Origin of the sequence: Erysipelatoclostridium sp. MSK.7.34 (assembly GCF_019041935.1) — a bacterium.
Lineage (GTDB): Bacteria > Bacillota_I > Bacilli_A > Erysipelotrichales > Coprobacillaceae > Thomasclavelia > Thomasclavelia ramosa.
Genome location: NZ_JAHPYJ010000004.1, coordinates 1 through 15,807, shown reverse-complemented (window position 1 = coordinate 15,807; position 15,807 = coordinate 1). Strand labels below are relative to the sequence as shown.

Sequence of the window (15,807 nt, the reverse complement as noted above, 5' to 3'; positions counted from 1 at the left end):
CTGCTGCTAAGGAACTTGTTAAAACAAAAAATTTGAGAATATTACTGTTAAAATGATCTGTCAAATGGCAAATGTTTCGAGAAAAACTTTTTATGCATTATATCATGATAAATATGAAGTGATTGAACGCATTGTTGTTGATAATGTGATTAGTGATTTAAAAGGAATGCTAGAATTGTTAGGAAAGGAGGAATTAAATCAACCGATTATATTAGAAAAGATGTATCAACATTTTTATGACGAAAAAGAGTTTTATGTAAAGGCTATAAATATTGAGGGGAATAATTCTTTAGAACATTGTCTTTTATATTGTTTTGAGGAAATTAACTTAGAGATATTAAAAGATGTAGAAATAAGTTTAGTCGAAAAGGAGTATGCAGCTTACTTTTTTGCCGCTTCACAAGTTATGTTAATAAAGAAATGGTTGATTAATGATTTAGAACTTACACCACGAGAGATGGTGTTAAGTTCTCATAAATGGGCAGTTAAAGCTATGGTTAATAATTATTTTTGAAGAAGGTGACAAATATTAATGATTGTTACTTTTTTAGTTACGCTTAGTCTTACCTGAATTTAGCGATAGAATCTTATTGTTAAGATCACTGAAAACTTAACTATGGCCGTGACTGGTTTAGAAGAAATTATTGAAGTACCTGATTAAGAAATACCTAACAATAATGGCAAACAAGATATCCAAAATTATTGGGATCTACAAGTGATGGGATTAAGATGGTACCTATATAGATTATGGCAATTAATGTAATTGGGGTGATAGTGGTGAAAAAGAGGAAGAAAAGCTAAATGTTGGAAGTCACTTTGAATAATGGTTTTTAAAGAAAAAAATAATGATTGTAATAGTTCTTCACCTTTACCTCAAACATAAAATGTTATATAATGAGTAAAATAAATTGGAGGAAAGAAATATGGATGAGAACTTATTATTAACATTACTTCATAATAATGCACGTATGGACGTTACGGATCTTGCGATGGCATTAAACGAAACAGAAGATAATGTTGTTGATACCATCAGCCAATTAGAAAAGGATAAAGTTATCTGCGGATATCATACGATTATTAATTGGGATCGTACAAACGTTGATAATGTAATGGCATTAATTCAAATTAATGCAACTCCTGAACGTGAGTATGGTTATGATCGTATTGCTAAAAAGATCTATGCATTCCCAGAAGTAGATACAATGTATTTGCTAAGCGGAAGCTTTGAATTCGTTGCGATTGTTAAAGGACACACAATGCAAGAAGCCGCCCGTTTCGTTGCCTCTAAATTGGCACCATTAGAAGGGGTAACTGGTACTGCAACAATGTTTGTATTAAAGCAATATAAAAATAATGGATTAAGTTTTGATGATGATGACAAAGAAGCTGCAGAAAGATTATTGGTAACTCCATAATGGATTTCAATAAGGTATTAAATGATACAGTAAGAGAAATACCACCTAGTGGTATTCGAAAATTCTTTGATTTAGCTAATCAAATGGAGGGAGTTATATCTTTAGGGGTTGGGGAACCCGATTTTGATACTCCATGGAAAATTAGAGAGGCTGCAATTTATTCAATTGAACAAGGTAAAACCTTTTATACAGCTAATCAAGGTTTAGTAGAACTGAGAAAAGAAATTTGTCGTTATCAAAAAAGAAGATTTGGTTTGGATTATTGTTATGATAAGGAATGTATCGTTACAGTTGGGGGCTCAGAGGCGATTGATCTTGCTTTTCGTGCAATTATCAATCCTGGAGATGAAGTGATTTTATTACAGCCGAGTTATGTCGCATATACTCCAGGAGTTGCTTTAGCAGGTGGAAAGGTAGTAAATATTGAGCTTAAAGAAGACAATGAGTTTAAATTAACACCTGAATTATTAGAAGCTGCTATTACACCTAAAACAAAAGCAATCTTATTAAACTATCCAAGTAATCCAACAGGTGGATTTATGACTCGTGAGGATTATGAAAAGATTGTTTCAATTATAAAAAAGCATGAGATTATTGTAATAACTGATGAAATATATGCCGAATTATCATATGAACAAAAATTTTGTTCAATTGCTGCATTTGATGAAATCAAGGATCAGGTAATTTTAGTCAGCGGATATTCTAAAGCTTATGCAATGACAGGCTGGCGTTTAGGATATGTATTAGCTAATGAAGTTTTGACTAAAGCAATGAATAAAATTCATCAATATGTAATCATGTCAGCACCGACAGGTGCTCAATATGGAGCAATTGAAGCAATGCGTCATTGTGATAATGAAATTGAAGAAATGCGAAAAGCATACATGCTTCGTCGTAATTACATTGTTAAAGCATTTAATGATTTAGGATTACATACATTTACTCCTCAAGGAGCATTTTATGTATTCCCGTGTATTAAATCAACAGGAATGACTTCTGATCAATTTTGTGAAGAATTATTAAAGGATCAATTAGTTGCTTGTGTCCCTGGTACTGCCTTTGGGGAAGCTGGTGAAGGATTTATTAGGGTATCGTATGCTTACTCAATCGAACAAATCAAGGAAGCTACATCAAGAATAAAAAAATTCCTAGATAAATTGAAAAAATAACGTTAATAGCGTTATTTTTTTGTATTTTCATGTGATACAATAGTGATATATAAGTTATTGGAGGGATAGCATGAAAAATGAGCAGTTACGGAATTTTATTAAAGTTGTTGATTGTGGCAGTATCAATAAAGCTGCTGAACAACTTTATGTTTCACAGCCAAGTTTAAGTCGTTCAATTCATTCATTAGAAGAGGAAATGGGGAAAGAATTAGTTATTCGCAGTAATCGGGGAGTTACACTTACGCCAACAGGGAGATTGCTATATTATTACGGGCGCTCAATTTTAGAACAGTTTCAAGTTTTAGAGAAATTAAAGAATTTAAGTGAGGAATCGATTTATAGTAAATTAGCAGTATCAGTCGATTCTATTTTTTTAAGGGATGACCTGATTTTACAATTCTATAATCACATTAAGTCTGCAGATACTGAAATAAAAATGATTGAGACTACGGCAGAAGAAGTTCTAAATAACGTTAGTGATATGACATCTGAAATAGGAATAGTAATTCTAAATAATTATCAGTTGGCAATCTTTAGAAAAATGACAGAATTGAAAGATGTAGAAATGATTGTACTTGGAACAGGACCATTATATGTTCATATAAACGAACAAAATCCGTTAGCTAAGGGCGAAATTATAGATGCTAAAGAATTGGTTAGCAGTACATATATCCATTTGCCTCATGATTTCTTTTCTAATTTAAATTTATCACTAACGATTGACGGCAGTATTCAAATCAGCAGTTTTCATAAAACTATTACGATGAGTAATTATCATGCTATTATCAATATGCTTAATCATACTGATGCTTTTATGTTGGGGCATAAATGGCAAATAGAAGAACTGAAACATTCAAGAATAAAAAGTATGCAGTTTCAAAATTGTAATATAAATAAATCATTCATTATTATTAAGCGTAAAAGAGAAATTTTATCAGATGCTGCTAAAATATTTTTAGAAATTATTAACGATAATTATGCGGATATGTAGATATACACAAAAAGTATAACTAGACCTACCAAGATAAGTATTAACTGCTTTTTGAATTTAGTATTAGAATATAGGTATAGAAACAGGAATGACAAATTCCGACACATATAATATAAAAAATACTAAAGGAGAAAATTATTATGAAAAAGAGTACATTATTAACAATGGCATCAGTTGGTGCCGTAGCTTTAACTTCTGCAATGACCTTTGCGGCATGGGATAATTTATCTGATACTACTACAAGCAATGAAGTGACATTTAAACAAATTAATGTGGAAAAGGCAGCTGATATTGTTCTTACCGAGCCAGTTGCTAGTGATTTAACTAGTTCTTACGTACCTAGTTCAAGTGGGGAAGTAACATTTAATATAACAGGTATAGATGCAGCTGATTTAAGTGGTAAGGAACTAAAATTAGAACCAGTAGTTAAAGCTAATGATACAGCAATTTCAACTGGCTATACTTTAGAAATTTATGATGGAACAGAGGAATCGGCAGAAAAAGTCGCCGGTAATGTTGATAAAAGTCTTACTGGAACTAATACTTACAAAGTAGTAGTTACTGCAACAGATGATAAAGCTGGAACTGATGCGTTAGCAAATAAAAAAGTAACTGTTGAACTAAAAGCAACATTACAAAAGACTACTGTTTAATGCTATCAATAATGGCATTTTTGTCCAAGTATATAATATAGGATGTGAAAGTCATGAAAGAAAAGGTGAGAAAATTTAGCAAGCTGGCATATTGGCTGATATTGGGAATGATATTGATGTATATTGTTGGGATGCAATTTTATGCTCAAGAGATAACTGATTTTATTGGATATCGCTTTTATGCAGTCATGACGGATAGCATGGAACCTAGAATTCCAACGTATTCAATGGTACTTACTAAAACAATTGATGAAAATGAATCTATTGCCCCTGGAGAAATAATTACATTTAAAGTTCAGCGGGGAGAGCAAGAAATAGTGTTGACACATCATTTTAATAAAACACAAGAAGAAAATGGACAATTATATTATCGAACAAATGCCGAGGGTCGAGATGAATTAGATCTATATTATACAAAACGTAGTGATATCATTGGTAAATATGTTTGGCATATACCATTATTAGGAAAGTTTATTATGTTTATTCAAAGCAAATTCAGTTGGATTCTATATTGTGAATTTTTACTGATTTGGCTAATCAATAAAACAATAAAAGCTCACTGGGAAGAAAAGGGAGAGCTTGATGATGAGGTTAAAATACCGCGAAAATTGGATAACGCTTAGTTATCCTTTTTTTTGTTTTATTTTAGTTAAGGGAATGTTAAGAATTAGTAAAGTGTATATGCTTGCTCAACAAAGTGTAATATAATGATGAGAAATCCGGAGGTGGAATAGATGGAAAAGGAATTACCTATGTATTATGAAGTGGGTTTAAATGATAGTGAAGTCCAAGAAAGAATTGCTAAGGGGCAAGTTAACGGAGTTAGTAAACCTGTCAGTAAAAGTTATGGGCAGATTATAAAAGATAATGTTTGCACATTATTTAATCTTTTGAATTTTTTAATATTTGTAGCTTTAGTATTTGTTCAGGCTTGGTCAAATTTAGTTTTTATGGCAATTATTGTTACCAACTCAGTTATTGGAATTTGGCAAGAAGTAAAGGCAAAAAAACTAGTAGATCAATTATCAATTTTAACTAAGCCAACAATTATGGTTGTTCGTAACAGTAGACATGTAATTGTCGATATTAATGAAGTTGTTCTAGATGATGTTTTAGTTCTTGAAAGTGGAAATCAAGTATGTAATGATGCAACTGTGATTCATGGAATGGTTGAGGCCAATGAGTCACTATTAACTGGGGAATCAGATCCGATTCATAAAAATATAGGTGGGCACCTGCTGTCAGGTAGTAGTGTAGTTTCTGGAAAATGTTATGCAAGGGTTAAAAATGTTGGTGATAGTAATTATGCAACAACTATTGTTAAAGAGGCACAAAAAGTTAAAGAGAAGAATTCTGAATTAATGGATTCAATGAATAAAGTTACAAAAGTTACTACTTTTATGATAATCCCATTGGGAATTATTTTGTTTGTTGAAGCAATGTATTTACGACAAGATACGTTATTTAATGCAGTTGTCTCTTCGGCAGCAGGATTATTAGGAATGTTGCCTAAAGGGTTAGTCTTGTTAACTAGTGTGTCGTTAGCAAATGGAGTGACTCGTTTAGCAAGACGTAAAGTGTTGATTCAAGATTTATATTCATTAGAGACATTATCGCATGTTGATGTTTTGTGTTTAGATAAAACAGGAACAATCACTGATGGAAAAATGAAGGTCGAAAAAACATATACGTTAGAAACAACTCAGAATTTTAAACTCGATGAAGTAATGGGCTCATATATGCGTGCCAGTGATGATAATAATGCAACTTTTCAAGCGATGAATAGCTATTTTGGAGAAAATAATCTTTATGAATATGTTAAAAAGATCCCATTTTCTTCATTACGTAAGTGGAGTGCGATTGAATTTAAAGGTATAGGAACCATCGTCGTAGGAGCAGCAGAAAAAATTATTTCTGGTGAACTGCCTGAAGATATTCATGAATTAATGTTGCAAGGAATGCGTGCGATTGCCATTGGTTATACTGAAAAGACTGTTGATGATAAAGAAGAGTTGCCACGATTACAACCACTAATGGCGATTATTTTATCAGATACAATTAGAAATAATACTAAAGAAACATTAGAATATTTTCATCAAGAAGGAATAGATGCGAAAATTATTTCTGGTGATAATGTAAATACAGTTATGGCAATTGCTAAAAAAGCAGGGGTATTAAATTATGAACGTTGCATTGATATGTCAACGATAAATGATGATGAAATTCAAGAGGTAGTTCGTAATTACACTATTTTTGGTCGGGTAACTCCTAGTCAAAAGAAAATGATTGTCGAAGCTTTAAAAAATGATGGTCATCATGTAGCTATGACAGGTGATGGAGTTAATGACCTGTTAGCGTTAAAAGAAGCTGATTGTTCAATTGCAATTGCTGATGGAAGTGATGCTTCAAAACAAATCTCACAAGTAGTTTTATTAAATTCAGATTTTACATGTTTACCAGATGTTCTTCTCGAAGGACGTAAAGTTGTTAATAATGTTACGCGTGTAGCGGGTGTATTCTTTATCAAAACAATTTATACGATTTTATTATCGTTGTTTTGTGTAATCAGTAATACTGCCTTCCCATTTATTCCGTTACAAATTACATTAATTGATTTATTGATTGAAGCAATGCCATCGTTTATGACGATTTTTGAAGCTGATACTCGTAAAATTACTGGACGTTTTTTGCCTAAAGTATTTAGTAAAGCAGCTGGTAATGCACTAAGTATTGTGATTTTATTCATTGCTATCATGATTTTTGGACCAATGTGGAAAATAAATGATTTAGAACTAGTAACATTAATGTATTTAGTTTTAGGAACTATTTCTATGGCAGCGGTAATACGCTCTTGTTATCCTTTTACAATGTTAAGAATTATTATCTGTACGATGATGGCTGGAGGTTTTTATGGTGCAGTATTATTATTTAGTGGTTTATTACATTTAGCACCGATAACATTAAATTTAGTTTTTATTGGTTTAATCTTATCTATTTTTGGACTATTTATTGAAAGAATTATTCATTTTGTTATTAAGAAAAGACTCGCATAATTGTTAAGGGATTGAAGACTTTTTGCTAATTTAAATAAATATATTTTATTGATAGCTAAGGAAGAACATTTTATCTGAAATGGATTTCCTTAGTTTTTCTTACGACAAATTTTAACAAAATAATTAAAAACCAAAATAACGGTTTTTAATTAGCTTATTTTTGGTATAAAAATTTTTTAAATTACTATAATAGAAGTAGTTAAAGGAGTGATATCATGAAAAAGCAAAGTTATCAAAAAGTTATAGATAAGGATATTATTGAAGTTAAACAGTATTTATTGGATATAAGTGAAGGATATTGGATGCAGGATATCCATGATCTTATTAATATAAGTATGGATGTTAAAATTATTCGCAAAAAATTAATGAGACGTAAGGATTTAGAATTAGCAGTATTTAGTAAGATAAAAAAACTAATTGATCAGGCTCAGGGTTTAAATGAGATGGAAAATCATTTGATCATGATGAATCTTTTATTGGATAAACATTATAGTCCGATGTTGACATATAAATATAAGTTATTAAATTATATTATTGAAAATGGTGGATTTTCAATTGAAACGTATTGTTTATTAAGACATCTAATTAAGTTTACTAATAATAATCTTAATGATTTTATCATGGCTTTGGCTACACGTTTAAACTTTAGTAATGAACGTTATCACTATCTTGCAAGTCATATCTTATTATTAGAAAAGCAATATAAAAAAGTATATAATCATCTTGAATACATTACAATTGATGAAAGACTGGGACGTTATTTACCGGCGTTGTATAACTTTAGTCCCCGATTATACAACAAATATGCTAGAATGATGTATATACCATTAAATTTAGCGATAATGTAGGAGTAAGGAAATTATGGGTGAAAAACTGTATTATGTTTTTAAAATCATTAAGGAAGCTAGGGAGCCGATTAGTGCTAAAGATATTTTAAAGCGTTTGGAAAATTATGAGATTTTTCTAGATATTAAAACGGTATATAGTTTAATAAAAAAACTTAATGATTTTTATTATTGTTTGAGTAATAAGCAGTTAATAAAAACAATTAGAAGAAGGGGTTATATTATTGATGAGGATTTTTTTGAAGATGGACAGCTGCAGCTATTAATTGACAGTGTTTTATTTAATCCCAATCTTGATAAAAAATCAGCGAATGATTTAGTTAATAAATTAGCTTTGATTAGTTCAGTTATTCAAATGGAACGTTTAAATACGGAACATCAAAATGATAATGAATTAACATATGATCTATTATTAAATTTAACTACGGTAATCAAAGCAATTAATAACCACAAAAATATTGCTTTTAAATATATTAGTTATGATATCAAAGATAATGCTCTTCAAGAGGTATACCATACTAATGGTAATCTTAATCCTGAAACATATGTTATTTCCCCATATAAATTGATTCTTAGAAATTCTAATTATTATTTGATTGGTTATTTTGATAAAAGAAAAGATAGTTTAAGTGTTTATCGAATTGATCGAATGCGTATCGTGAGAAATCATAGCAGTAGTTATGAAGATATTCAAGATCGTTTCGATATGGAAAAAGAATTTGAAAATAATGTTAATATGTATGTTAGTAATGAACGAATCGATTTAAAGATTGCTTTTGAATCTAGTGTACTAAGAGAAGTTGTTAATCAGTTTGGACAAGATATTAATGTAAATAAATGCTTTGATGGTCGAATTGAAGCATTTATTAAAGATGTGGCTTTATCAGATGGTTTAATTGGCTGGATAATGATGCTTCAAGATAAGGTTGAAGTTGTTTTTCCTTTAAGTCTAAAAGAGATTGTAAAGACACGAATAAGGGCTATGTTAAGGATATATGAATAGAGAACTTGAGGGTTCTCTTTTTTCTTTACGTAAACTTAACATAATAAATACAATTTATTGATATATCGTAAATTGCAATTTGATTATTATATAGGTGTCTTAAGAAAAGATAAAGAAAGGGATTATTAAATATGAAAAAAGTATTCGGAGTTTTATTAACATTAGTATTATGCTTAGGGCTTACTGGATGTGGGGGATCTGGTGATGATTCTTCTGCAAGTGGAAACGATGTAAGCGGAAATGTTAGCCTTAACGGGTCTACATCTATGGAAAAATTCGTAAATGCTTTAAAAGAAGCGATTACTGAAGAATATCCAAACTTAACATTAGAACCACAATTTACTGGTTCAGGTGCAGGGATTGAAGCTGTTACAAATGGAACTGCTGATATCGGAGATTCTTCAAGAGCTTTAAAAGATGAAGAAAAAGCAAAAGGAATTGAAGAAAATATTGTTGCTATTGATGGTATTGCTGTAGTTACTCATAAAGATAACAAAGTGTCTGATTTAACTACTGATGACTTAAAGAAAATCTATACTGGTGAAATTACAAACTGGAAAGATTTAGGTGGTGATGATCAAGCAATCGTTGTTGTTGGACGTGAAGCTGGTTCAGGAACTCGTGGAGCATTTGAAGAAATTTTAGGAATTGAAGATGCTTGTAAATATGCTCAAGAATTAAACGAAACTGGTGCAGTAATGGCAAAAGTTAGTGAAACAGCAGGAGCAATTGGTTATGTTTCTTTAGATGTTGTTGATGACACAGTTAAATCATTAAAATTAGATGGTGTAAAAGCTTCTGAAAAAACTATTAAAGATGGAAGCTACACTTTACAAAGACCATTCGTAATGGCTACTAAAGGAAAAATCAGTGAACAAAGTAAAGAAGTACAAGCTGTGTTCGATTTTATCAATAGTGAAGCTGGACAAAAAGTTATTGAACAAGTTGGTTTAATAATTCCAGATAAAAAATAGGAGTTAATTATGGAAAAAGATATGTTATCTATTATAAGTAATAGAAAAACAAAATCTTTGGTAGAGAAAACAGCCGCGATAATTTTTCGTGGCTGTGCTGTTATGTCTATCATTGCTGTTGTCTCTATTACAGGTTATATGATTATTTCTGGTACACCAGCTATTTTCAAAGTGGGAATACTAGATATTCTTTTTGGAACTGTTTGGGCGCCAACCGCTGCTGATCCTCAATTTGGAATCCTTTTAATTATACTTACCTCAATTATTGGTGTTTTTTTAGCTATTTGTATTGGGGTACCAATCGGATTGTTTACAGCTATCAATTTAGCTGAATTGGCAAATCCGAAAGTGCGTAAAATTGTTAAATCTGCAATCGAATTACTTGCCGGAATTCCTTCAGTGGTATATGGATTACTAGGAATTTTAATTATTTGTCCGTTTATGTATAGGTTAGAATTATTAATTTTTGCAGGATCAAAGACTCATCAGTTTACTGGTGGGGCAAATCTGATTTCAGCAATTTTAGTTCTTGCGATTATGATTTTACCAACTTTGATCAATATTACTGAAACAGCTTTAAAGGCAGTTCCAGATGATTATCGTAAAAGTTCATTGGCTTTAGGGGCAAGTCAAATGCAAACAATTTTTAAAGTTGTTTTGCCTAGTGCTAAATCAGGGATAGTTTCAGCAATTGTATTAGGAGTAGGGCGTGCAATTGGGGAAGCAATGGCAATTTTATTAGTAGCAGGAAACTCAGTTAATCTGCCTTTACCATTCAATTCAGTTCGTTTTTTAACTACGGGAATTGTTTCTGAAATGGGATATGCCTCAGGGACACACCGTCAAGTTTTATTTACGATTGGATTAGTACTATTTGTTTTCATCATAATTATTAACTTGATCCTAACATTTATTATTAAGAGAGGAGATCAGCATGAATAGTATCTTTGAAAGAAGACATCGCAGCAGCGATAAAATATTAAATTTTTTGATACAGCTTTCTAGTGCCTTGTCAGTGCTGATCTTGGTTGTATGTATTGGATATATTTTATATCGTGGATTACCATACTTTAATTTTTCATATTTAATTAATACTACTAGTATTTTAAAAGGTACGGTAGGGATACTACCAAATATTATTAACACATTATATATTATTGTAATTACTTTATTAATTGCCTGCCCAATTGGGATTGGGGGAGCAATCTATTTAAATGAGTATGCAAAAAATAAGAAATTTGTTAATATTATTTCTTTTACAACTGAAGTATTAGCGGGAATTCCTTCGATTATATATGGTTTATTTGGGATGTTATTTTTTGGAAATTTATTAGGATTTAAATTCTCAATATTAACGGGTTCTTTCACACTTGCAATTATGATCTTACCAATTATTACAAGAAATACTCAGGTAGCTTTAGAAGGGGTACCAAAAAGTTATCGTGAAGCTGCATTGGGTATTGGAGCTACTAAATGGTATATGATTAGAACTGTGTTATTGCCAAGTGCTATGCCAGGAATTTTAACGGGTGTGATCTTAGGAATGGGTAGAATTGTTGCAGAATCAGCGGCGTTATTGTTTACAGCTGGTTCAGTAAGTGTTTTGCCAAAAAATATCTTTACACATTTATCAAGTTCAGGTGCAACACTAACGATTCAATTATATTTGGAGATGGCTAAAGCTAATTATGAATCGGCCTTTGTGATTGCCTTAGTTTTAATTGTTATTGTTTTAGGATTAAATATGTTAGCAAAACTGATTACAAATAAATTTGATGTAAATAGGGTGGATTAGAATGGAAAATAAAATTGAAGCAAAAAATCTAGATCTGTATTATGGTGAAAAGCATGCTTTAAAAAATGTTAGTCTAGATATTAAAACAAATAAAATTACGGCTTTTATCGGGCCTTCCGGTTGTGGTAAATCAACATTTTTAAAGACATTAAATCGCATGAATGATTATGTTAAAGATATTAAGATAACTGGTAGTGTGGTTCTTGATGGTGAAGATATTTATGATAGTCGTGTTGATACAACGGTTTTGAGGAAAAAAGTTGGAATGGTTTTCCAACAGCCAAATCCGTTTCCGATGAGTATTTATGATAATATCGCATATGGACCAAGAATTCATGGAATCAAAAATAAAAAACAGTTAGATAAGATTGTTAAAGATTCATTAGAAGCAGCTGCTTTATATGAAGAGGTAAAAGATCGTTTGCACAGCAGTGCTTTAGGATTATCTGGAGGACAACAGCAACGTTTGTGCATTGCTCGTGCTTTAGCAGTAGAACCTGATGTGATCTTATTAGATGAACCAACAAGTGCATTGGATCCAATTTCAACATTAAAAATTGAAGAATTGTTAATGGAACTTAAAGAAAAGTATACGATTGCAATTGTTACACATAATATGCAGCAAGCGAGTCGTATCGCTGATTATACTGCGTTTTTCTTAGTAGGTGAGATGGTTGAATATGGAAAAACTAAGGATGTTTTTGCAATGCCTAAAGATAAACGTACTGAAGATTATATTACCGGAAGATTTGGATAGGAGAAAAAAATGTTAAGAACAAATTTTGAAAATGATTTAAACAAATTACACGTAGATCTTGATAAGATGTGTCATCTAGTTATTTTAGCAATTGAAAACTGTATTGTGGCATTTAAATCAGGAGATCGTGAATTATGCCGTGATATTTTAGCTGGAGACAAAGTGATTAATGATATGGAAAGAACGATAGAAGCTCGTTGTCTATCGTTAATTTTAAAACAACAGCCTGTAGCTAGTGATTTAAGAAATGTGTCTACAGCTTTAAAAGTCGTTACAGATTTAGAAAGAATTGGTGACCAAGGAGCAGATATTGCAGAAATTTTATTAGATACAGATGTAACCTGCCCTTATAAAATGGTTGAACATATACCTAATATGGCTCATCTTGCTAAAAATATGGTTAAACAATCAATTGAAGCTTTTCATCAGCATGATTTAAAAAAAGCTTCAGAAGTAAAAAAATTGGAAGATGATATGGATGGACTATTTGAAGAAGTTAAGGTAGAATTAATACAAATAGTAAATGAGTCAAAGGAAACGATTGATTTAGCGATTAACTTCCTAATGATTGCTAAATATTTCGAAAGAATTGGTGATCATGCTGTAAATATTTGTGAATGGGTTGAATTTAACCAAACTGGAACAGTTGATAATTATCGTTTGATCTAAGGGGGACTGAACATGGGTGAACGTATATTTGTAGTTGAAGATGATGAAAATATCCGCGAGATAATTAATTTAGCATTAGTAAGCAATGGTTATGAAGTTGTTCAATTTGATAATGCTATCGATGCACTGGCAGAAATTGATAAAAAAGCACCATCATTAGCTATTTTTGATTTAATGTTACCAAAAATGAGCGGAATTGATGCAATCAAGGAAATTCGTGAAACTGATAGTGAATTACCTATCTTAATTTTAAGTGCTAAAGATCGTGAGATAGATAAGGTTAATGGTTTAGATAGCGGTTCTGATGACTATATGACTAAACCGTTTGGGATTCTTGAATTGCAAGCTCGCGTTCGCTCATTATTAAGACGCCATGTTACTAGCGATATTATTAGAACTAAACATCTTACTGTTGACAAGCAAACACGTTTAGTAAAATTAGATGATCAGAAATTAGAATTAACTAATAAAGAGTATCAATTATTGGTCTATTTAATGGATAATAAACATCGTGTAGTTGAACGTGAAGAATTATTAAACGAAATTTGGGGATATGATTTTATTGGTGAATCTCGTGCTTTAGATGTTCATATTCGTGCTTTACGAAGTAAATTAAATGATGATGGCCATAAGTATATTAAGACGATACGTAGTGTTGGATATCGTTTTTATGAGGAAGGTGATGGTAGTGAATAAAACTATTTTTCGCTATTTTCTCACAGTTTTATTAGTCACTCTAGTTTTATCAAGCAGTGTTTCAATGGTTATTTTATCAAGTCAAATGTTGGAAAATACTAAACATGATATGCTTTACGCGGTTAAGTTGGTTGATTATCAATTAGATGAATCACACGATTTAAAAGCACAAGTAGATGCATTGAATCCACTTGCTTACAATGATCAAACTAGATTAACTGTCATTGATACTAATGGTGAAGTATTAGCAGATAGTGGTAGTGAAGAAATTGATGAAAATCATAAAGGTCGTGAAGAAGTTAAACAGGCTCTAAGTGAAGGGGTTGGTTATGCAACCCGTTACTCAAGTACTGTTAAAAGAAATATGCTCTATGTGGCAGTATTTAATAAAGGATATATAGTTCGTCTGGCTTTACCATATAATGGTATTTTTGATAATCTTCCAACTTTGGTTAGACCGCTAGGGGTAGGCGCGATAATGTCGTTAGTCATTGCTTTATTCTTATCGAAACGATTTGCTAATACATTGACAGCGCCAATTCAGGATATTACGACACAGGTTACAAAAATGAAGGATTATCGTGAACTAGAATTTGATAGTTATAAATATGATGAGTTTAATATCATTGCTTCAAAATTGGAAGAACAGGCTAAAACAATTCATGATACTATGAAAAAGCTTAAAAGTGAACAAATAAAAATCAATGGGATTCTTGATCAAATGAAAGAGGGCTTTGTCTTATTAGATAGTGATTTAACAGTTTTAATGGTTAATCGTAAAGCTCAAAAATTATATGGTCATACAATCAAGTTAAATTGTTCAATCAAAGACTTTATTTTTGACTTTAAAATTATTAATGCACTTGACCATTTAAGTGATGAACAACAGGTAGTTGAAGTTGAAAAGGAAAAAGAATTCTATAACTGTTATGTCGCTAAGGTTGATTATGGGGTAACTTTGCTGTTTGTAAATATTACTGAGCAGCATAATGCTATGAAGATGCGTCAGGAATTTTTCTCTAATGTTTCTCATGAGTTGAAAACACCAATGACTTCGATTCGTGGATATAGTGAATTATTAGAAACGGGAGTTATCAATGATAAAGATGCTTCAAAAAAAGCATTGGATAAAATTCATGATGAAGTGAATAATATGTCTACTTTAATTAATGATATTTTAATGATATCGAGATTAGAAAATAAAGATGTTGATGTAATCAAGCATCCAGTTCATTTAACACCACTAGTAGATGAGATAATTGATACGATGCAAGTAGAGATTGATAAGAAACATTTACAAGTAGATAAAGAATTAGAAGATATTACATATACATCAAATCATCAGCATATGCATCAGTTATTAAGTAATTTGATTACTAATGCAATTAAGTATAATGTTGATGGTGGTAAAATTATAATTAAGTCATACCAATTTGGTCGTAATATTATCATTGAAGTTAGTGATACTGGACGAGGAATTTCAAAAATTGATCAAGGACGAGTATTTGAACGTTTCTTTAGGTGTGATCAAGGTCGTGATAAAGAAACAGGGGGAACTGGTCTAGGATTAGCGATTGTCAAACATATCGTTCAATATTATCAAGGAAATATTACATTAACAAGTAAATTACATGAAGGAACAACATTTAAAGTAACTTTACCAATGGAAGAAGAAGTTATTTAGTCACAGTTTGATAACTGTGGCTTTTTATTTTACCTGTTCAAATTGAAAATTTGAACATATAGACTTAAGTCAGTTGAGCATACGAAGTATGCGAAATAAAAAA

16 protein-coding genes are annotated in these 15,807 nt (G+C 31.1%); all 16 read left to right on the top strand.

The window, feature by feature from the left end; all coding sequences use genetic code 11:
• Window positions 1-52: 52 nt before the first annotated feature.
• The 16 genes from KTF99_RS04015 to KTF99_RS03940 all read left to right on the top strand — a co-directional run bounded on the left by KTF99_RS04015 (window position 53) and on the right by KTF99_RS03940 (window position 15,704).
• Window positions 53-514 (top strand): TetR-like C-terminal domain-containing protein, encoded by a 462-nt coding sequence (locus KTF99_RS04015; protein WP_029481185.1) that lies wholly within the window; start codon window positions 53-55, stop codon window positions 512-514.
• 409 nt (window positions 515-923) lie between these two features.
• Window positions 924-1,415, top strand: coding sequence for an Lrp/AsnC family transcriptional regulator (locus tag KTF99_RS04010; RefSeq protein WP_003537080.1), 492 nt, complete (start codon window positions 924-926; stop codon window positions 1,413-1,415).
• Window positions 1,415-2,584, top strand: coding sequence for an aminotransferase class I/II-fold pyridoxal phosphate-dependent enzyme (locus KTF99_RS04005; protein ID WP_003537082.1), 1,170 nt, complete (start codon window positions 1,415-1,417; stop codon window positions 2,582-2,584). Before KTF99_RS04010 ends, KTF99_RS04005 begins: the two co-directional genes overlap by 1 nt.
• Window positions 2,585-2,654: 70 nt before the next feature.
• Window positions 2,655-3,575, top strand: coding sequence for a LysR family transcriptional regulator (locus KTF99_RS04000; protein ID WP_009300707.1), 921 nt, complete (start codon window positions 2,655-2,657; stop codon window positions 3,573-3,575).
• 140 nt (window positions 3,576-3,715) lie between these two features.
• A complete protein-coding gene (locus tag KTF99_RS03995) occupies window positions 3,716-4,228 on the top strand; it encodes a hypothetical protein (protein ID WP_003537084.1) in 513 nt (170 codons plus the stop codon).
• Between the two features lie 53 nt (window positions 4,229-4,281).
• Window positions 4,282-4,851: a signal peptidase I gene (locus tag KTF99_RS03990; protein ID WP_003537085.1), complete on the top strand. Its 570-nt coding sequence runs from the start codon at window positions 4,282-4,284 to the stop codon at window positions 4,849-4,851.
• Window positions 4,852-4,962: 111 nt separating this feature from the next.
• Window positions 4,963-7,281 (top strand): cation-translocating P-type ATPase, encoded by a 2,319-nt coding sequence (locus tag KTF99_RS03985; protein ID WP_029481177.1) that lies wholly within the window; start codon window positions 4,963-4,965, stop codon window positions 7,279-7,281.
• 215 nt (window positions 7,282-7,496) lie between these two features.
• The gene (locus KTF99_RS03980) at window positions 7,497-8,129 is read left to right on the top strand and encodes a hypothetical protein (protein WP_003537087.1); all 633 of its coding nucleotides are present in this window, start codon (window positions 7,497-7,499) and stop codon (window positions 8,127-8,129) included.
• Between the two features lie 13 nt (window positions 8,130-8,142).
• Window positions 8,143-9,129, top strand: coding sequence for a helix-turn-helix transcriptional regulator (locus KTF99_RS03975; protein ID WP_003537088.1), 987 nt, complete (start codon window positions 8,143-8,145; stop codon window positions 9,127-9,129).
• A gap of 131 nt (window positions 9,130-9,260) precedes the next feature.
• Window positions 9,261-10,103, top strand: coding sequence for a phosphate ABC transporter substrate-binding protein (locus KTF99_RS03970; protein WP_003537090.1), 843 nt, complete (start codon window positions 9,261-9,263; stop codon window positions 10,101-10,103).
• 9 nt (window positions 10,104-10,112) lie between these two features.
• Complete coding sequence (gene pstC / locus KTF99_RS03965) at window positions 10,113-11,045, top strand: phosphate ABC transporter permease subunit PstC (protein WP_003537092.1); 933 nt, start codon at window positions 10,113-10,115, stop codon at window positions 11,043-11,045.
• Entirely contained in the window at window positions 11,038-11,898 is an 861-nt protein-coding gene (gene pstA, locus KTF99_RS03960) for a phosphate ABC transporter permease PstA (protein ID WP_003537094.1), read from the top strand. Before pstC ends, pstA begins: the two co-directional genes overlap by 8 nt.
• A 1-nt stretch (window position 11,899) precedes the next feature.
• On the top strand, window positions 11,900-12,655 hold the full coding sequence (gene pstB / locus KTF99_RS03955) for a phosphate ABC transporter ATP-binding protein PstB (RefSeq protein WP_003537096.1): 756 nt from the start codon (window positions 11,900-11,902) through the stop codon (window positions 12,653-12,655).
• Between the two features lie 9 nt (window positions 12,656-12,664).
• Window positions 12,665-13,324: a phosphate signaling complex protein PhoU gene (gene phoU / locus KTF99_RS03950; protein WP_003537098.1), complete on the top strand. Its 660-nt coding sequence runs from the start codon at window positions 12,665-12,667 to the stop codon at window positions 13,322-13,324.
• 12 nt (window positions 13,325-13,336) lie between these two features.
• Entirely contained in the window at window positions 13,337-14,020 is a 684-nt protein-coding gene (locus KTF99_RS03945; RefSeq protein WP_003537100.1) for a response regulator transcription factor, read from the top strand.
• Window positions 14,007-15,704 carry a sensor histidine kinase gene (locus KTF99_RS03940; protein WP_003537102.1) on the top strand — a complete coding sequence of 566 codons (1,698 nt, stop codon included), beginning with the start codon at window positions 14,007-14,009 and terminating at the stop codon, window positions 15,702-15,704. Before KTF99_RS03945 ends, KTF99_RS03940 begins: the two co-directional genes overlap by 14 nt.
• The last annotated feature ends 103 nt before the right edge of the window (window positions 15,705-15,807 follow it).